The following is a 17,172-nucleotide window of genomic DNA, read 5'->3' on the forward strand; positions in this document are numbered from 1 at the left end:
CATGTTTAAACACTTGATTGAAAGCGCTTCCGAAAAGGTGAAGAATTCAATTGAGCTTGGTGCAGTCAGGAAATTTGCTGAAGCCATAGAAGATCCAAATCCGCTTTTTATCGACGAAGAAACCGGGCTCCGTTCAAGATATGAGCGGAATCTGGCACCGCCCACATTTCCCGTTACCTTGAACTACGGCACAATCAGGGGATTGAAGCTGCCGTCTAAAGGCATGATTCATGGTGAACAGTCGTTTCATTATGAAAAACCGCTGTTAGTTGGTGATACCCTCTATTGCTCTTCAAAACTTGTGAACTACAGGGAGAGAACTGGGAGCGGGGGAAGCATGGGCATGCTTACAATTGAGAGAATGGGAGAAACAAAAGACGGAGAACTTTTATTCACAATGAAACAAGTCGTGATTTTAACGGAAGCAGTCAGAAAGGTGATGAGTGTATGACAACCGCTGACTTTCGGCTTGGTGAGCACATATTGGACCTTACACTTCCGCCTGTCTCAAGGCTCGACCTCATCAAATATTCCGGAGCTTCAGGCGACTACAATCCGATTCACACAATTGACGAAGAAGCAGAAAAAGCAGGCCTTCCGGGCATCATTGCACATGGGATGTGGACGATGGGCAGCCTGTCTAAACTCTTCTCTCCATTCTATGAAGAGGGCTATATAGAAGACTATTCCATCCGTTTTAAAGGAATGGTGTTCCTGGGTGACGTGATTACACTGCAGGCAGATCTTTATGAGATGAAAGACAAATCTGCAAAGTTCCATGTGAGGGCTGTGAATCAGGACGGGGGAGAGGTTGTTAAGGGGGATGTTGTGTTTAGAAAGTTATAATGGATAAAAATAACAATCTTCAATGATTGTTATTTTTTTGGTTTTAATTAAATCAGTGAAATCGAATTTAGTAGATTTAAATTAATATGACTTCGATGAAATCATCATAACACCTTAAAGTTTGACTATATAATCGAACATTTGATATATTCGATTGTATAATCGAACGTTTGATACTTGCATTAGGAGGAACATCGAATGCCCAAACACCCAGCCTCAATCTTCATCATGGACATCCAAAATTCTTCAGCAGAAGGAATGGGTGAAGAATTATCAGCCTATTTAGAAAAAATGGTAAAATGGATTAAGACTTGGACAAATGAAGAAGTGATTGTGAAGCATCGCAGGGGAGATGAAGTGATTTTAATCGCAAATGGATATGCCGCTGCCTATGTTATTGCCCATTTCATCAGTGTTATTTGGAAGCTGCGGGACAATCCTCCATATTTCGGAGTTTCTTTTGGGGACATCAATAAAGAACTACAAGAAATTGATATAGAAACGTGGATTCATCCGATGATAAAGCTTGCGAGAGAAGCCAATGAATCTCTGAAAAAAGAGGGAGCAGACAGATCACAGTTCAGATTCCATCTGAATGAGAGCCGCTATGAAATTCAAGTGTTAATCAATTCTCTCCTAGTTTTATGCCAAAAAATAAAGAATGAACAAACAGAGATCCAGCGAGTGGTGTTTTCATTATATGAGATTTTCCGTCAGCAAAGAAAAATTTCCGGCATTCTCAGCAAATCCCCTTCAACGATTTCAAGTCATTTTAAAAAAGGCAGCGGAGAAGAATTAGAAATGATTTTCGCTAATTTGACAGCTGTCACAAACTCGCTTCAGCAAAAAGAATTCCCTGATTCACTTCAAGCTCTTACAGAACTGCAGCAATCCATCCGCACTCATTTACAGAAGAACAACAGCGAATGGTATGAAAAGGAGGAGGGAAAGGGAAACCTATGATTTTATTAAGTCTCATTCTGGCTCATTTAATTGCTGATTTTTTTCTCCAATCGGATGAGATGGTGCGAGAAAAGCTGAAGAATTTGAAAAAGCATATGCTGCATCACTTACTGGTGCTTTTACCTGTCATTTTGTTGTTCTGGGCGTTGTCCTATGATTTTGCAAAGCCTCTGGAATTTGTAGTTTTACCGGGTTTGTTTTTATTAGGTACGCATTTTCTGATCGATTTTCTGAAAATTAAACTGCTGGACAGGACAACCGACCATCAAAATATAAAAAAACTGTTCTATTTTATCGCCGATCAGATCATCCATTTGGCCATGCTTATTATTGCATGTCATTTGTTCTTTCAGGTGACGATTACTGACCTGCAGGAAAAAGGAGTTGAGCTCTTAACAGAGAATTCTGCTTTGAGCATAGCGAATGCAGTTCTTTTTATTATCATTATTGTGATTTTGGTTACTAGTGTGAGCGGGCATATTATCCGAATACCTTGGGACGCTGCCGACTCAGCTGCTTTCGTTTGAGGGAAGGTATGCTTTTAAGAATGAGCGGAAAGAGGAGCAGATGAATGGTGCGGGCGGCCTTGTTGAAGAGTACAATTATTATACTTTTAATAAGCATGATCTTTCCCGCGGAAAGCTGATCGGGTACATAGAGAGGCTGCTTGTCATTATTTTAACTTTTTATAGTGCTTATCCTGCGATCGCATTTATTGTGACGGCTAAGTCAATCGCGCGATTTAAGCAGATGGACGACCGGAATTGGGCTGAGTATTTTCTTCTTGGGACATTAACATCCATGCTTCTTGGCATTTTTTTTGGTTTGCTGCTGAGGGAAGTTTTAATTTAACTGAAGGAGATGATGTTTGTGAGGCAGATTATAGCGATGGGTGGCGGCGGTTTTAGTATGGAACCTGAAAATCCGCTGCTTGATCAATACATATTGAAGCAAAGTATGAAGGATCTTCCGAAAGTATGTTTTGTGCCGACTGCAAGCGGGGATCAAAATCAATATATCGAGCGGTTTTATGACGCCTTTTATACCCATCCATGTGTGCCTGATCATTTGGCATTGTTTGATCCTCATTTTCATGATCTGGAGGATTTTGTCCTGTCGCAGGACATCCTTTATGTTGGAGGCGGGAGCACGAGAAACTTGCTGGTTTTATGGAAAGAATGGGGATTGGATTCTATTATAAGAAAGGCGTATGGGAACGGAACGATTCTTGCCGGCTTGAGTGCGGGAGCCATTTGCTGGTTTGATGAGGGGCTTACGGATCCAATGAACGCTCCGCTGTATAAATTGAACGGACTTGGCTTTTTGCAAGGCAGCTGCTGCCCTCATTATGATGGGGAGGAAAAACGCAGACCTGCTTACCAAGAGTATATTTTGTCCGGAAAAATGAAAGCGGGATACGGCCTTGATGATGGTGCTGCCATTCACTTTATAGATGAAAAAATTTATAAAATTGTCAGTTCAAGACAAGAAGCTAAAGCATTTCTTGTCAAAAAATCAGAAAATTCCGTATACGAAGAAGAAAAAATGTCATTGTATCTGGGTGAAAAATAATGGAGCTGTTTTTTAGATATAATTGGCAGGTAAGAGAAGAGTGGTTTGAATGGTGCAAAGATTTGTCTGAAGATGAATTGCGGAAAAAACGGACAGGAGGGGTCGGCACGATAATCGGAACATTGCTTCATATTATTGATGTGGAATACAGCTGGATCAATGTCCTTAAAGGTGATGAGGTCATCGACTTTACAATCAGGGAATACGACTCACTTGAAAAGATTAACCAATTATCAAGAGAGCTGCAGCCAGAAATGATCTCTTATCTTCAAAATTGGACCATGGCATGTGAACATGAAAAAGTAACTCCCCCGTGGATGGATGGCACCTATAAAAAAGGGGAAATTATCCGCCATGTGATTGCCCATGAAATCCACCACATTGGACAGCTATCTGTCTGGGCAAGAGAAATAGGAAGTGAACCTGTAGGAGCCAGTTTCATAGGCAGAGGGTTTTTACAATAAAAAAGGCTGGATACCAAGCCTTTTAAAATGATTCATTCACTTCCCAGGCTTCGACTAATTGATAAGCAGCATTGTAATCATATCCTTTTCCGAGCAGATAGGACATGGCGGCTACTTCCATTAGTGCATGCTGGTAAGAAGTGAAATGTGCTTCTTTTAAACCATGCTGTACAATTGGCTGAACTGCACTTAATGTTGACATTTTTAGTTGCTGCATGGCTGGTTTAGGATATCGTGCATATGAATATGGCATGTAAGGATACATGTTAAACCTCCTCAATATGGTCATCATTAGCATATGCAGGCTATATAGCTAAGTTCCTGTATTATTTTTTTTGATAAATGCAGATACTATCAAAAAAGGATAAGGATGTTGAAAATGGAAAAAACGATGATTAAAGGGCTGTTTGCTCTTTGTGCGGTCATGTTCCCTTTTGTAATACGGAAACCTAATGTAAAGGAAATGCTGATTGTCTTTTTTGCAAAAGGGATATTGTCTACCTTGATAGATGCTTATGTGGTCAATACAAAAAGAGTCGAATACCCTATAAGGCCATTTCCAAAAATTTTTAAAACCAATATTTTGTTTGATATGGTGTTTTTTCCGTTATTAAGTGTAATTTGGGTCCGTCAATCCTACAAAGATAATTTGCCGGGAATTCTGCTGAAAAGCTTAACTTGGAGTGTGCCGATGTCCATTGCCCAATGGTATATGGAAAAAAGGACCCGCTTATTTAAATGGAAAAAGTGGTCAGTCTTTCATACTTTTGCAAGCATCAGCTTTACGCTTTTTACGATAAGAGCACTTGCTGATTTAGTGAAAAGGACAGATAAAAATGCCTACACATATCAGGACTATTAATTAGAAATGGGATCTTAAGCAGATCCCATTTCTTCTTTTCGGTCAATTTTCAAATTAAAGACGAGACCAACTAATACAAGCAGTCCTCCAAGTATTTTCCCTTCAGACAATTCACCTAGTGTAAAGTAGTCAATCACGATTCCCGTAAATAACTGTCCAATGAATATAAAGAGTGTTAAATAAAAAGCAGATACTTTAGGAGTGAGATAGCTTGAGAGAAAGATGACGATGACACCTGCTGCACCGCCTGAATAAGCCCATATTGGAACATTATCCAAGTTTAGAGACGAAAGGGAAACAGCTTCACTGCTGAATAACAGAAAAATAATTGATAACATCAGACCCGTCACAAAATTAATGAGCGTTCCTTCAAGCAAGCCGATTTTGTCTGCAAGGTTGGAATTGATGATTCTTGCGATAACTATAGAAACACCAGCTAAAATAGAAATGATCAAGTAAACCATTGTAAAACCTCCTTAATAGAACGTCATTACGGCACTGCCAAACAGAATAAAGGCAAGACCGATGCATTTTGTTTTATTGAATTTTACGGTTTTCATGCCAAGCAGACCGTAGTGATCAATGATAATGGCAGCCAGCGACTGACCCAAGAGTCCAAGTGCAATCGTGACCGATACCCCAAGATACATGACGCTAATGTTTGAAAAAAGGACAGTAACCACTCCAATGGCGCCAGCGCTGTACAAATAAAGAGGCAGTCCTTTTTGAAAACGAATCGGTTTTTTTATAAATAAGAAAACGGAGGAAATAGAAAGAAGCCCAACGAGATGAATGGCAACACTTGAAGTGTAATTTCCTATGCCATTTGAGAGTTCTCCGTTAAATACAATCATGATGGCAATAAAAGCGCCAACAGCAGCAGAGATCAGGTTGTACAAAAATATTCACTCCTTCTATAGATGTCTTGTTTCATTATCCACATATAAAAGAGGTATAATGATGACATATGTCACATAATTAGAGGTTTTATATGAAAAAAATAATCAATCAGCCATTGTTTGAAGAGTACCTTTCCATAAACAAAATTGCCGGCTATTTTTCCACAGATGTGAAAGAATGGATGGAACTCTATCTCTTTTCAAAAAATGAATATCTATGCCGGGAAGGGGCAGATATGGATTATCTCTATTTTTTTGTAGATGGTCGAGCGAAGGTTTACACGACATTAAGCAACGGGAAATCTCTGCTGCTCTCATTTTATGAGGGATTTAAAGTGCTTGGAGATGTAGAACTGTTCCAAATTCGCGGAGCGGCATCAAGTGTTCAGGCGATTGACGATACATATTGCATTGGCATCTATTTGCCGCCGGTAAGAGAGAAACTGCTGCGGGATCCTGTATTTTTAACCTTTATGGGCTTTTCTTTATCCGACAAACTGAACAAGCTTTCAAAAAACAGCTCCATTAATTTGTACTATCCGCTCGAACACAGGCTTTCAAGCTATATTTTGGCTACCGGGGTGAAAAAGGAACACATCCTATTTAAAGAAAACCTTACATACCTCTCTGAAATGCTCGGCACAAGCTATCGCCATCTCCTGCGGACGCTTGACATGCTTTGTAAAAGAGGAACAATCCGAAAAAGAGAAAATGCTTATGAAGTGATGAATGAGAGTGAACTGCGAAGCCTTGCAGGGGATATTTATCGCTAGAGAAGACCCACTTTATAGTTGGGTCTTCTTTCATCAAAATGCAGAGGCTGTCCTATGCATTTTCCTTTTTGTCAGGATAAAGCAAATAGTTTAATACACTATTTAAAAGTAAAATTAAAACGATAAATGCTGTTCCAGGACCTAATACAATCCATGGTGCTGTCATCAAATCAAATTTGCTTTGGCCGATCATGCCTGCCCATTCACTTGATTGAGAAAGAAAGCGTTCTTCATCCCCAAAGATTCCGCCAGGTTTATCTCCGCCAATATAAATTTCAAATACCCCTAAATAAATGAGCAGCAAAAGAGTTTGAATCACCTGCTGGAAAAAGATAATCAGAATTCGTTTATTCAGCACAGGTAATATGTGTTTGAAAATAACATGTCTATTGCTGGCCCCAAGATGATAGGAAACTTCAATATACGGTTCTTTAAGGGTTTGCTTAATTTCGCCGGAAATCAGCAGCATGACCGGTGCAATTCCAACGAAGACAATAACTGAAAACTGAAAGGCAACCAAAGATATATATCCAATTTCATCTCTAATAAAATTCACAGGCCACATCAGGACAAACACCAGAATGAACGCAGGTATGTACTGATAAGGGATCAAAAAGCACTTTACAAATGATTGGATGGCTCTTGGCAAAAACACTAAAATAGATCCCGCCGCCACAGCAGCCACTGTTCTAAGAATGGAGACTCCAAGAGCTAAAATGATCGTATATTTTGCTCCTTGTAATAATTTGAGGCCTAAATCATTTCCATTTCTGTCAGTGCCAAATGGCTGCTGAAGAGATGGGGGAAAAGGAGCTTTTCCTGCTACATCTCCATTTTCATCGTATTTGATGATCACAGAACTTGTCTCGGTGTTAAAACCAAACTCATAAAAAAAACTTGTAAGGAGAAGAAGCCCAATAAGCACACATGGAAAAAAGACAAATAACAGCTTCTTTTTATTCATATTGAGTACCTCTAAACAACAAAGAATACCATTTTTTAACCATCCACTGCAGAAAACCGAATGGAATCAGGATAAGCAGAATGCCTATTGCGATTACTTCCTGTTCCTTGAATCCAAATAAAAAGCCGGTGATTCCATTCATTTGGAATAGATATTCAACCGCTACTAAGCTTGATAGCATAAACCAATAAATAGAGGAAATGTGATGGTTCAAAGAGATAAATACATTGCGCAAAACATGCGTAAAGAGAATAGGAAGATTAGATATTCCTTTAGCTTTTGCAAATTGGACGTATAGTTTTTCTTGCTCCTCTTCTAAAATAATGATAAGTGAGCGGATCATTAGTGCGATTGGAACAAAACTCAGACAAAGAATCGGAAACAGGTAGACCTTATCTTCTAAGCCATAAATCTGAAGCATCTTGATTCCCGTGATTTTGAAGAATGAGATAACGGCGTATTGCAGGGCCAAAATCAAGATTACATCTGGAATAGATTCAAAGACCATCAGGGTGCCGCTGGCGATTTTGCGTACATGCGATGAAGCAAGGATATACATGATAGATAATAGCAACGCTGCAGTCAGGGAAATCAAAAATGAAAGGAATAAGATGCTGATCGAATAAAAATAAGCATGAAAAATAAAAGGAAACAATTCAAGTTCTTCTCCGGAGCTTACAAACGTTATATCAAATGGAGTAAGAATCTCAGCGGTTATACGTCCAATGGCATTTAGATAAGTTAATGGAAAAAATCCAAATTCAACAGGGAAACCATCTTCTTCAAAGAAGATTAAAGAGGGTAACGCTGCTATACTGCAGATGCCCAGCAGTATTGGGATAAATTTAATTAAGAGGTTAACAAATATTTTTAGTCTAATATTTAACATATATGGAAGACACATCCTTCGGCACATTCTATTGTACCAAAAGTAAAAAGGGAAATACCGAAAAAATTCATATTATGATAGAATGTAAATTGGATAGTTTAGCAGGAATATTCCAAAATTCAGCCCTATTTATTGTTCCGCAACTAAACAGAGATAGAAATACATATGATTCTTTTGCAAGAATTAGGGGTGCTTTTACTAATGACAGCTTCAGACGAATTAATTCGGTTTTTAGATGATAATATTTCAACCTTTATCGCTGCATGGCGCCAGAAAATTACGATTTCAGAAGACGATCTTCATCAGGAAGAAGTTGAGAAAAACGGGATGAGGATGTACGACTTGGTGAAAAAAACGATTCTGTGTCCTTTAAGTTCAGATGAAATTGATTTTCTGGCAAGTAAAGTAGCTCTGGAACGAGTAGAAGCAAATGTTAACATCGGCGATTTCATAAATAATGTGAACCTTGGAAGACGGGAAGTCATCCGGTATATTGTCAGTTCCGGAATACCGCGAAGCGACCTGCAGCCGTATATTGAAGAAATTAATGTTCTTTTTGATCAGTTTTCTTACTTTGCCGTGAAGAAATACACAGAGGTTAAAGAAGAGATTCTGCAGGAGAAAATTTCATTCATCGATCAAAGCCATAAAGAGAGGCTGACCATTCTGGGTCAAATGTCATCAAGCTTTGTTCATGAATTCAGAAATCCGCTTACTGCTGTAAAAGGCTTCATTAAACTCATACAAAATGAAAATCCTGATTTAAAGTACTTGGACATTATCAGTCATGAGGTTGATCAGCTGAATTTTAGGGTATCCCAATTTCTCCACGCCTCCAAAAAAGAGACAATTGAAAGTAAACGGGAACTTCTTGATCTCAGTGAATTATTAGATGAGGTTCTGGCATTTATGTATCCCAGTCTTCTTGACGGAAGCGTAAAGGTTCAGGAAATCTCAAAAAGACAGACCAGAGTTATTGCGAGCAAAGATGAACTAAGGCAAGTCTTTTTAAATCTATTGCTCAATTCCATTGATGCGCTTCAAAAAATTGAGACTGACCGTACGATTACGATTGAATTTGAAATGATAGAAGATAAAACATACGTACATATTGGAAACAACGGACCCATGATTCCGCCTAAGCAAATTCAGTCGATTTTTGAACCTTTTTTCACAACAAAAGAATTAGGAACGGGAATCGGCCTGTACATCTGCAGAAAAATAATCGAAAGCCATCAAGGAACGATTCAATGTTCTTCTGATGAGCAAATGACCCGGTTTTCCCTATCCCTCCCGCATATTACCGCATAGCAATAGACCTGGAACCTGATCCAGGTCTATTTTAAGTTTTTGATAAGCTTTGATGTGATTATGGCCATAAATAAAGTACTGATAATAAATCCGATCAGCATTTCAGAAGCGGCAATCATATTAGAGAGTACACCGATTGATGTAATGTCTCCAAAACCTGTTGTGGTGAATGTTGTAATGCTATAGTATAAGAAATCATCTCCTGAAAGTTCTTTTCCCGAGAACTTAAAGGATTTTTCTCCTTTGATCCGGTATATTTGCATAAAAAGGTTTGCATAAGTTGTAATAATTAGTGTGATAAGTAAACCGGAGCCTGTAAAAATGCTTTGAAGGCTTTCTTCCGTTTTAGGAATAGAGATAATAAATTCAAATAGAAAATACAAACAAATGAGCAGCATCACTAATAAAGCCGCAAAAAGTATTGTATGAGGAATATCAAGTGTCAAAAACGTTTCTGTAAGAAGCAGGGTGATCATGAAAAAGTTTAGAGCCAGGTAGATATAAAGCTTTTTTTTATTAAATTCTCGTTTTGCCTGCATAGTTCCCCCGGAAAAATGTATTTTTCCTATTTTCTCCTTTCATGAAAATCTAATACGGTATACTTTTTTTCACTATCTATCACAAAAGTGCGTACTTGTTAAATATGCTGATTTATCTAATAATGTTTTTATCACGAAAAGAGAAAGAGAGGGGTAACATGCAGCTTAGAGTATCAGCTGTACAATATGATCTCCACACAATCAGTTCTTTTAAAGAATTTGCAGATCAAGTAGAGCATTATATGAAAACAGCAGAAGAATTTGGGTCTGACTTTGTGCTTTTTCCGGAGTTTTTCACAACTCAGCTTATGTCAATTGGAGATAGAGAGGGAAAAGCATTAACTATAAACGATTTACCTGATTTTACGGATCAATACTTGGAATTGTTTACGGACTTAGCCAAAAAAATGGGAATGCATATCATCGGCGGAACGCATGTTATTAAAAGAGAAGCCCGTTTGTATAATGTAGCGCATTTGTTTTATCCGGATGGACGCGTTGCAGAGCAGGCCAAGCTTCACATAACACCAACAGAAGTGCATGAGTGGGATATGACGCCTGGAGATGACCTTGAAGTATTTGAAACTGAAAAAGGAACCATCGCCATGCTGACTTGCTATGACATTGAGTTTCCAGAGATTGTGCGGATCGCTAAAGCAAAAGGAGCGGATGTCATATTCTGCCCGTCCTGTACGGATGACCGCCACGGTTTCCACAGAGTACGGTATACAAGTCATGCACGCGCGATTGAAAATCAAGTCTATGTCGTTACAACAGGTACGGTAGGATCACTTCCGACAGTTGACTTTATGAGAGGAAACTTTGGTCAGGCAGCTGTTATTACGCCGAATGATATACCGTTTCCTCCTAAAGGAATCGCGGCAGAAGGCGAAATCAATCAGCCTATGATTATAACAGCAGATCTTGATCTTGAGCTTCTTTATAAGGTCCGTGCGAGCGGTTCTGTTACAACATGGCGTGATCGGCGCACTGATTTATACCCTGACTGGGAAGCAAAGCAGGGGGATCGGACTTTGTTATAAGGAGGAGTTCTCTTGTACGTAAAAGAATTTTTCGTTTTTGATGGCGGCAAGCCTGTAAAAGCAGTCGTTCGAAACTACACGGAAAAGGATTTTGATGCATTGATCCGTATTCAGCAGGAAAGCTTTCCGCCGCCATTTCCATCTGAATTATGGTGGAATAAGGAGCAGCTGAAAAATCATGTTTCACTCTTTCCAGAGGGGGCACTCTGCATTGAAATAAATGGAGAAGTTGCCGGTTCCATGACAGGATTGCTTGTACAGTTTGATCCAGATCATCCTGCACATACATGGGCAGAGATCACAGACAATGGGTATATTCGCAATCATGATCCAAATGGAAATACCCTTTATGTCGTTGATATTGGTGTTCGTCCAGCATACAGGAAGTTAGGTCTTGGAAAATGGCTTATGTTTTCCATGTATGAGGTGGTTGTACACAAGGGATTTAACAGGCTGCTTGGCGGGGGCAGAATGCCTGGCTATAAGAAGCATTCAGACAAATTAACGCCTTTGCAATATATCGATCAAGTGGTTAAAGGTGATTTAAAAGATCCCGTTCTTACATTTTTGCTCAGATGCGGAAGAACCCCTCTTCATGTCGCACCAAATTACTTAGAGGATGAAGATTCCTGCAATTACGCAGCTTTGATGCAATGGAAAAATCCTTTTAAGAATTAAGAGAGCAGACATTTCAGTTAATAAAGTCTATCTCTTTTTGGGTTTTATCAATATGAGTACAAAAGCAAAGCGGGAAGACCCACAGGGTCTTCCCGCTTTTGCATCAAGTTTGAAAAATAAACATAATATGAATATAAGGAATTTTTTGGATTTGAGCAGCTCCGTTTACTAATCGTTGGAGACAGGGTATGGTTAATAGATAGATATATTCCGACTAAATTCATAGGAAAAGGAGTTTATTTGAATGCCAGAAACAACTTTAGATAGTTCTTCATCATTAAAAAAAAGAACAACAGTGGTGTCTGAGTTAAATCCGGTGCAAAAGCCGCTTGTTGCGGCAGGGGTGCTTGCAGCGGTCCTCCTTCTCATTGCGATTTTAACTGCAGCGAATGCAACGCAGGGCGTGTTATATATAATCGGTATCCTGCTTGGAGTCACATTGCTTCATGCCCGATTTGGCTTTACATCTGCCTTCCGCCGTCTGATGTCAGTTGGAAACGTTCAGGGACTTCAGGCTCACATGCTGATGCTTGCCATTGCTTCTGTTTTATTTGCCATTATTTTAAGCACAGGCTTCAGCTTTACAGGTACAGCACCTGCAGGCTATGTCTCTCCAGTTGGAGTGAGCGTCATTTTCGGTTCGTTTATTTTCGGAATTGGGATGCAGCTTGGAAACGGGTGTGCATCAGGAACTCTTTACTCTGTTGGAGGCGGATCCTCATCCATGATTTTGACCTTGATTTCATTTATCGCAGGCTCTGTCATAGGTGCGTATCATTTTACCTTCTGGATGGAAGATATGCCTGCACTGCCGCCGATTTCCCTTGCAACTTCAACAGGACTCGGATATTTCGGTGCACTGCTTGTTCAGCTGGCAGTTTTTGCCATCATCTATTGGATTACCGTTCAAATTGCCAAAAAGAAAAATCCGCCGATGATGAAGCCTCTGCCGACGACAAATGGCTGGAAAAAAATCATTCGCGGATCATGGCCATTATTTGCTGCAGCCATCATTTTAGCCCTGTTAAATGCATTAACCCTCTCAATTAGAGGAAATCCATGGGGAATCACTTCTGCGTTTGCTCTTTGGGGCGGGAAGGCATTAATGGCTTCAGGCGTTGATGTTTCCAGCTGGGGCTATTTTGCAGGAGCTAACGGAGCTGCACTTACTAAGACAGTGCTAGCTGATTCAACCAGTGTCATGAATTTTGGCATTATCCTTGGAGCCTTTATTTCAGCGGCTGCACAAGGAACTTTCAAACCGGGAAAAATAAAACCAGGTGTAGCAGGAGCCTCTGTCATCGGAGGACTTCTGATGGGATATGGCGCCAGATTGGCATTTGGATGCAACATCGGTGCTTATTTTGGCGGAATAGCATCATTCAGTCTTCATGGCTGGGTATGGATGATCATGGCCATGCTTGGTACATTCCTTGCCCTGTTTATCCGTCCGCTGTTCGGTTTGAAAAACCCTAAATCTACAGACTCTATTTGCTGAGAACTCTCTTAGGAGGGTTCTTTCTTTTTATTAGTTCAAAAAGACTAATTATTTAAAAAATAAGACAGTTTCATTTACGAAATCGCTTTCTTCAACTACTATACAAAAGAAAGTGATAATAAAGGGAGGAATCTAAATGACATACAAAGCAAGTTCAGAACGATATCAATCAATGAAGTATAACCGCTGCGGAAATTCCGGTCTGCTGCTGCCGGCCATTTCACTTGGGCTATGGCACAATTTCGGCGGAGTCGATTCGTTTGAAAACGGCCGTGCCATGCTTCGCCGCGCATTTGATCTGGGAATTACTCATTTTGATCTGGCAAACAACTACGGTCCGCCGCCAGGATCTGCCGAAGAAATGTTTGGACAAGTGCTGAATACAGATTTTGCACCTTACCGGGATGAATTAATCATTTCTTCAAAAGCAGGCTATCACATGTGGGACGGTCCTTATGGCGAATGGGGCTCTAAAAAATATTTGATTGCAAGTTTGGATCAAAGTTTAAAACGTATGGGGCTGGACTATGTAGATATTTTTTACTCCCACCGTCCGGATCCTAATACACCTCTTGAAGAAACAATGGGAGCATTAGATCAAATCGTCCGCCAGGGAAAAGCTTTATACGCAGGCATTTCAAGCTATACCGCTGAGCAAACGGAAGAAGCTGTAAAAATATTAAACCGTCTCGGCACACCGCTTCTTATTCATCAGCCAAGTTATTCGATGCTCAACCGCTGGATTGAAAACGGTCTGCAGGATGTCCTTCAGGAAAATCGTGTAGGCTCAATCGCTTTTTGTCCTCTGGAACAGGGCTTGCTGACAAGCAAATACCTATCTGGGGTTCCCGCTGATTCTCGGGCGGCGAAATCAACCGGCGCTCTCAGTGAAGACCGTGTGACAGAAGAAACGGTACATAAAATCAAGCAGCTTAATGAAATCGCGGCAAGCCGCGGTCAAAATCTTGCCCAAATGGCATTGGCATGGGTTTTAAGAGAAGGACGCGTGACATCTGCTCTTATAGGCGCAAGCAGAGTAAGCCAGATTGAAGAGAATGTTGCCGCATTGAACCATCTTGAATTTACAAAGGCAGAGCTTGATAGAATAGAAAATATTCTTGGCGATAAATAATGGAAAAGCCTTGCTTTTAAGCAAGGCTTTTCTTTATGAAATCTAGTATATTAGATTCAAATAAAAAAATTATAACGAGAAAAAGAGGATATTTCTATTTTAAGACTAATTAGTGATTATAATGACCGCATTTTTATAACAACCAAAATATGAAAGCCGGTGATCTGTTATGAAAGAAATACGAGTGGGAATGGTAGGATATAAGTTTATGGGAAAAGCACACAGTCTGGCTTATCGGAATGTTCCATTTTTCTTTCCAGGCTCAGCAACGCCGGTACTCAAAGCTATTGCCGGCCGCAATGAAGAGGGTGTTAAGCAGGCAGCTGATGAACTCGGCTTTGAAACCTATGAAACAGATTGGAGAAAATTAATAGAAAGAGATGATATTGATTTAATCGATATTGTCACTCCAAACAATTCTCATGCAGAAATCGCAATTGCTGCCGCAGAAGCCGGAAAACATGTGATATGTGAAAAGCCCTTAGCATTAAATGTAGAGCAGGCTGAAAGGATGCTTGAAGCAGTGACCAGAAATAAAGTGATTCATATGATCTCGCATAATTACCGCTTCGCTCCCGCTGTTCAATATGCGAAAAAGCTGATTCAACAAGGAAGGCTGGGCCGGATCTATCATGTTCGTGCAACATATCTTCAGGACTGGATTATGGATCCTGATTTCCCGATTGCATGGAGATTGAAAAAAGAAGTTACCGGGTCTGGAGCTTTGGGAGATATAGGGGCACATATCATTGATCTTACGAGATTTTTGGTTGGCGAAATATCAGAGGTAGTTGGAGCCATGGAGACATTTATTAAAGAGCGGCCTATTGAAGGAGAAGCCGGGAAAAAAGGACAGGTTGATGTCGACGATGCTGCTTCATTCATCGCGAAATTTGAAAATGGGGCAATGGGAGTTTTTGAAGCAACCCGTTTTGCAGCAGGAAATCGAAATCGCAATAGTTTTGAAATCAATGCTGAGTTTGGTTCCATCAAATGGGATCTTGAAAACATGAACAATTTGCACGTGTACTTAACAGAGGATGACAAAGGCCTTCAGGGTTTTCGGGTCATTAACTGTACGGAAGAAGAGCATCCTTATGCCCATGCTTACTGGCCAGCAGGACATATTATCGGGTATGAACATACATTTGTGAACTTAATATCTGAATTGATGAAAGCGATTACAAATAATGAACATAAACAGCCGAATTTCCATGATGGCTTGCAGAATCAGCTCATTCTTGAAGCAATCGAACGTTCCTCAAAAGAAAAGAAATGGATTTCCATTGCAAAGAAAATTGAACAATTGAGTTAAAGCGGGAGGAATCCTGCTTTTTTTATGTATTGTTGAGGTTTTTCTATTTAATAGACATTATAAATCTATATAAATAAAGTATGAATATTCCTAGTTTTCTTACAAAATGCTTTTCTCGTGGAGTAATAGTTGTTATATTGAATATATCAACCGTTGAAAGGTGACGCTATGACAACTTTTAATCCTCTTTACCTGAAAGTATATAATTTACTGTTAAACCAAATTCAGAGCGGAAAATTAAAGCTGGGCGATAAGGTTCCTTCTGAAAAAGAGCTTGCAGATCAATTCCAAGTCAGCCGTATAACCACTAAAAAAGCATTAGATCTTCTCTCTGAAGAAAACTATATTGAAAGAATTCAGGGGAAGGGTTCATTTGTTATTCATCCAGATGCCGCAAATGGATCTGCTCTAGCAGCAAAGCCGGAACGGTTAAAACGTCATATAATCGGATTTATTCTGCCGAGTTTTGATGAAAGCTATGGAATGGGGCTTGTAAAGGGAATTGAAAAGAGGTGCAGCGAACTTGGGTTTACGATTCTCTTGAAACTCAGCTACGGAAAGAAAGAAATTGAGGAACAGGCCGTAAATGATTTTCTTGATATGGGGGCAGAAGGATTGATTGTCTTTCCGGTTCACGGAGAGCATGTAAATAATAAACTTCTTGAACTGGTTTCTAAGAATTTCCCCGTTGTTTTGATTGATCGATTCATTAAAGGGATACCTGCCTCTTTTGTATGTACGGATCACCGAAAAGCAGCGGCAGAGTTAACGAATCATTTATTTGAAATGGGACACAGAGAAATCGGGTTCATTTCTCCGCCTTCAGAGGGAACGACAGCTATTGAGGAGAGAGTGATGGGTTTTCATATTGCCCATTCTGAACACGGCGTGAAGCTGAATAGGGACTATATCCTGGCTGAAATTAAAAACAGCATGCCATTGCACGAAATGACGGATTCTCAGGTTTTTCAAAAGGACACCATGATATTAGACAATTTCCTGGACAGGCATCGCAGTATAACAGCCATAGTAGCCTGTGAACATTCTATCGGAGAACAAGTAGCTGCAGGTTTATCGAGGCTTGGAAGACGGATTCCAGATGAAGTGTCTGTCGTTTGTTTTGATTCTCCTCAGAATTCCAGAACTCAGTTTACTCATATTAAACAGGATGAACAGAGTATCGCTATAAAAGCAGTGAATCTTCTTAAAGAAAAAATGCTGGATTCAGACTTTGCTGTTCAGCAGATATTTATTCCGCACACGATCGTCGAAGGCGTGACAACTAAAGCTCTTGCTATGAAATAGGTCTGAGTAATCAGGCCTTTTTTATTTATTTTTAAATATTCTGAAAAATATATTGACTTATAATTTCAAAAGCTATTAATATAGTAACTATAAAACATAACAACATGACATGTCATTAT

At 39.7% G+C, this 17,172-nt stretch carries 22 protein-coding genes; 16 read left to right on the forward strand and 6 right to left on the reverse strand.

The window, feature by feature from the left end; all coding sequences use genetic code 11:
* The first annotated feature begins 1 nt into the window (after window position 1).
* From E2R53_RS05950 to E2R53_RS05980, 7 genes are all read left to right on the forward strand, one after another.
* Window positions 2–451: a MaoC family dehydratase N-terminal domain-containing protein gene (locus E2R53_RS05950; protein ID WP_133310824.1), complete on the forward strand. Its 450-nt coding sequence runs from the start codon at window positions 2–4 to the stop codon at window positions 449–451.
* Window positions 448–846, forward strand: a complete 399-nt coding sequence (locus E2R53_RS05955) for a MaoC/PaaZ C-terminal domain-containing protein (RefSeq protein WP_133310825.1) — start codon at window positions 448–450, stop codon at window positions 844–846. Before E2R53_RS05950 ends, E2R53_RS05955 begins: the two co-directional genes overlap by 4 nt.
* Window positions 847–1,044: 198 nt before the next feature.
* Window positions 1,045–1,809, forward strand: a complete 765-nt coding sequence (locus E2R53_RS05960) for a hypothetical protein (protein WP_133310826.1) — start codon at window positions 1,045–1,047, stop codon at window positions 1,807–1,809.
* On the forward strand, window positions 1,806–2,336 hold the full coding sequence (locus E2R53_RS05965) for a DUF3307 domain-containing protein (protein WP_133310827.1): 531 nt from the start codon (window positions 1,806–1,808) through the stop codon (window positions 2,334–2,336). Before E2R53_RS05960 ends, E2R53_RS05965 begins: the two co-directional genes overlap by 4 nt.
* A 40-nt stretch (window positions 2,337–2,376) precedes the next feature.
* Complete coding sequence (locus E2R53_RS05970; protein ID WP_133310828.1) at window positions 2,377–2,661, forward strand: hypothetical protein; 285 nt, start codon at window positions 2,377–2,379, stop codon at window positions 2,659–2,661.
* Between the two features lie 18 nt (window positions 2,662–2,679).
* On the forward strand, window positions 2,680–3,381 hold the full coding sequence (locus E2R53_RS05975; RefSeq protein WP_133310829.1) for a peptidase E: 702 nt from the start codon (window positions 2,680–2,682) through the stop codon (window positions 3,379–3,381).
* The gene (locus E2R53_RS05980) at window positions 3,381–3,845 is read left to right on the forward strand and encodes a DinB family protein (protein WP_133310830.1); all 465 of its coding nucleotides are present in this window, start codon (window positions 3,381–3,383) and stop codon (window positions 3,843–3,845) included. The genes E2R53_RS05975 and E2R53_RS05980 overlap by 1 nt, the downstream gene beginning before the upstream one ends.
* Window positions 3,846–3,867: 22 nt before the next feature.
* Here E2R53_RS05980 and E2R53_RS05985 read toward each other — a convergent pair whose 3' ends face one another.
* The gene (locus tag E2R53_RS05985; protein WP_286166089.1) at window positions 3,868–4,110 is read right to left on the reverse strand and encodes a hypothetical protein; all 243 of its coding nucleotides are present in this window, start codon (window positions 4,108–4,110) and stop codon (window positions 3,868–3,870) included.
* A gap of 114 nt (window positions 4,111–4,224) precedes the next feature.
* On the opposite strand from E2R53_RS05985, the gene E2R53_RS05990 reads away from it, so the two are divergent.
* A complete protein-coding gene (locus E2R53_RS05990) occupies window positions 4,225–4,707 on the forward strand; it encodes a CBO0543 family protein (RefSeq protein ID WP_133310831.1) in 483 nt (160 codons plus the stop codon).
* A 14-nt stretch (window positions 4,708–4,721) separates the two neighbouring features.
* On the opposite strand, the gene E2R53_RS05995 is transcribed toward E2R53_RS05990, so the two are convergent.
* Together E2R53_RS05995 and E2R53_RS06000 are read right to left on the reverse strand one after the other, a co-directional pair.
* The gene (locus E2R53_RS05995; RefSeq protein WP_133310832.1) at window positions 4,722–5,171 is read right to left on the reverse strand and encodes a DMT family transporter; all 450 of its coding nucleotides are present in this window, start codon (window positions 5,169–5,171) and stop codon (window positions 4,722–4,724) included.
* A gap of 12 nt (window positions 5,172–5,183) precedes the next feature.
* Window positions 5,184–5,606, reverse strand: a complete 423-nt coding sequence (locus E2R53_RS06000) for a DMT family transporter (RefSeq protein WP_133310833.1) — start codon at window positions 5,604–5,606, stop codon at window positions 5,184–5,186.
* A gap of 92 nt (window positions 5,607–5,698) precedes the next feature.
* Between E2R53_RS06000 and E2R53_RS06005 the strand changes: the two genes are divergently transcribed.
* Window positions 5,699–6,379: a cyclic nucleotide-binding domain-containing protein gene (locus E2R53_RS06005; protein WP_133310834.1), complete on the forward strand. Its 681-nt coding sequence runs from the start codon at window positions 5,699–5,701 to the stop codon at window positions 6,377–6,379.
* Between the two features lie 52 nt (window positions 6,380–6,431).
* Here E2R53_RS06005 and E2R53_RS06010 read toward each other — a convergent pair whose 3' ends face one another.
* Together E2R53_RS06010 and E2R53_RS06015 are read right to left on the reverse strand one after the other, a co-directional pair.
* Window positions 6,432–7,343 carry an ABC transporter permease subunit gene (locus E2R53_RS06010; RefSeq protein WP_133310835.1) on the reverse strand — a complete coding sequence of 304 codons (912 nt, stop codon included), beginning with the start codon at window positions 7,341–7,343 and terminating at the stop codon, window positions 6,432–6,434.
* On the reverse strand, window positions 7,336–8,232 hold the full coding sequence (locus tag E2R53_RS06015) for an ABC transporter permease subunit (protein WP_165970906.1): 897 nt from the start codon (window positions 8,230–8,232) through the stop codon (window positions 7,336–7,338). Before E2R53_RS06015 ends, E2R53_RS06010 begins: the two co-directional genes overlap by 8 nt.
* A gap of 201 nt (window positions 8,233–8,433) precedes the next feature.
* Here E2R53_RS06015 and E2R53_RS06020 point away from each other — a divergent pair, with 201 nt between their 5' ends.
* Window positions 8,434–9,543, forward strand: coding sequence for a histidine kinase N-terminal domain-containing protein (locus E2R53_RS06020; protein ID WP_133310837.1), 1,110 nt, complete (start codon window positions 8,434–8,436; stop codon window positions 9,541–9,543).
* Between the two features lie 26 nt (window positions 9,544–9,569).
* Here the strand turns inward: E2R53_RS06020 and E2R53_RS06025 are convergent, their stop codons facing one another.
* Complete coding sequence (locus E2R53_RS06025) at window positions 9,570–10,082, reverse strand: ion channel (RefSeq protein WP_133310838.1); 513 nt, start codon at window positions 10,080–10,082, stop codon at window positions 9,570–9,572.
* Window positions 10,083–10,240: 158 nt separating this feature from the next.
* Here E2R53_RS06025 and E2R53_RS06030 point away from each other — a divergent pair, with 158 nt between their 5' ends.
* The 6 genes from E2R53_RS06030 (at window position 10,241) to E2R53_RS06055 (ending at window position 17,053) form a co-directional block, all read left to right on the forward strand.
* Window positions 10,241–11,125: a carbon-nitrogen hydrolase family protein gene (locus tag E2R53_RS06030; protein WP_133310839.1), complete on the forward strand. Its 885-nt coding sequence runs from the start codon at window positions 10,241–10,243 to the stop codon at window positions 11,123–11,125.
* Window positions 11,126–11,137: 12 nt separating this feature from the next.
* Window positions 11,138–11,803: a GNAT family N-acetyltransferase gene (locus E2R53_RS06035; RefSeq protein WP_133310840.1), complete on the forward strand. Its 666-nt coding sequence runs from the start codon at window positions 11,138–11,140 to the stop codon at window positions 11,801–11,803.
* Window positions 11,804–12,047: 244 nt separating this feature from the next.
* Window positions 12,048–13,301, forward strand: a complete 1,254-nt coding sequence (locus E2R53_RS06040; RefSeq protein WP_133310841.1) for a YeeE/YedE family protein — start codon at window positions 12,048–12,050, stop codon at window positions 13,299–13,301.
* Between the two features lie 136 nt (window positions 13,302–13,437).
* Window positions 13,438–14,433 carry an L-glyceraldehyde 3-phosphate reductase gene (mgrA, locus tag E2R53_RS06045; RefSeq protein WP_133310842.1) on the forward strand — a complete coding sequence of 332 codons (996 nt, stop codon included), beginning with the start codon at window positions 13,438–13,440 and terminating at the stop codon, window positions 14,431–14,433.
* Between the two features lie 169 nt (window positions 14,434–14,602).
* Window positions 14,603–15,748 carry a Gfo/Idh/MocA family protein gene (locus tag E2R53_RS06050; protein ID WP_133310843.1) on the forward strand — a complete coding sequence of 382 codons (1,146 nt, stop codon included), beginning with the start codon at window positions 14,603–14,605 and terminating at the stop codon, window positions 15,746–15,748.
* 168 nt (window positions 15,749–15,916) lie between these two features.
* Window positions 15,917–17,053 carry a GntR family transcriptional regulator gene (locus E2R53_RS06055; RefSeq protein WP_133310844.1) on the forward strand — a complete coding sequence of 379 codons (1,137 nt, stop codon included), beginning with the start codon at window positions 15,917–15,919 and terminating at the stop codon, window positions 17,051–17,053.
* Window positions 17,054–17,172: the final 119 nt, after the last annotated feature.

Origin of the sequence: Peribacillus frigoritolerans, assembly GCF_004358755.1 — a bacterium.
Classification (GTDB): Bacteria; Bacillota; Bacilli; order Bacillales; family Bacillaceae; genus Bacillus_P.

Coding starts and splice junctions, on each gene's coding strand:
- E2R53_RS05950 (WP_133310824.1), top strand. CDS start 2: ATGTTTAAACACTTGATTGAAAGCGCTTCCGAAAAGGTGAAGAATTCA.
- E2R53_RS05955 (WP_133310825.1), top strand. CDS start 448: ATGACAACCGCTGACTTTCGGCTTGGTGAGCACATATTGGACCTTACA.
- E2R53_RS05960 (WP_133310826.1), top strand. CDS start 1,045: ATGCCCAAACACCCAGCCTCAATCTTCATCATGGACATCCAAAATTCT.
- E2R53_RS05965 (WP_133310827.1), top strand. CDS start 1,806: ATGATTTTATTAAGTCTCATTCTGGCTCATTTAATTGCTGATTTTTTT.
- E2R53_RS05970 (WP_133310828.1), top strand. CDS start 2,377: ATGAATGGTGCGGGCGGCCTTGTTGAAGAGTACAATTATTATACTTTT.
- E2R53_RS05980 (WP_133310830.1), top strand. CDS start 3,381: ATGGAGCTGTTTTTTAGATATAATTGGCAGGTAAGAGAAGAGTGGTTT.
- E2R53_RS05985 (WP_286166089.1), bottom strand. CDS start 4,110: ATGTATCCTTACATGCCATATTCATATGCACGATATCCTAAACCAGCC.
- E2R53_RS05990 (WP_133310831.1), top strand. CDS start 4,225: ATGGAAAAAACGATGATTAAAGGGCTGTTTGCTCTTTGTGCGGTCATG.
- E2R53_RS05995 (WP_133310832.1), bottom strand. CDS start 5,171: ATGGTTTACTTGATCATTTCTATTTTAGCTGGTGTTTCTATAGTTATC.
- E2R53_RS06005 (WP_133310834.1), top strand. CDS start 5,699: ATGAAAAAAATAATCAATCAGCCATTGTTTGAAGAGTACCTTTCCATA.
- E2R53_RS06010 (WP_133310835.1), bottom strand. CDS start 7,343: ATGAATAAAAAGAAGCTGTTATTTGTCTTTTTTCCATGTGTGCTTATT.
- E2R53_RS06015 (WP_165970906.1), bottom strand. CDS start 8,232: ATGTTAAATATTAGACTAAAAATATTTGTTAACCTCTTAATTAAATTT.
- E2R53_RS06020 (WP_133310837.1), top strand. CDS start 8,434: ATGACAGCTTCAGACGAATTAATTCGGTTTTTAGATGATAATATTTCA.
- E2R53_RS06025 (WP_133310838.1), bottom strand. CDS start 10,082: ATGCAGGCAAAACGAGAATTTAATAAAAAAAAGCTTTATATCTACCTG.
- E2R53_RS06030 (WP_133310839.1), top strand. CDS start 10,241: ATGCAGCTTAGAGTATCAGCTGTACAATATGATCTCCACACAATCAGT.
- E2R53_RS06040 (WP_133310841.1), top strand. CDS start 12,048: ATGCCAGAAACAACTTTAGATAGTTCTTCATCATTAAAAAAAAGAACA.
- mgrA (WP_133310842.1), top strand. CDS start 13,438: ATGACATACAAAGCAAGTTCAGAACGATATCAATCAATGAAGTATAAC.
- E2R53_RS06050 (WP_133310843.1), top strand. CDS start 14,603: ATGAAAGAAATACGAGTGGGAATGGTAGGATATAAGTTTATGGGAAAA.
- E2R53_RS06055 (WP_133310844.1), top strand. CDS start 15,917: ATGACAACTTTTAATCCTCTTTACCTGAAAGTATATAATTTACTGTTA.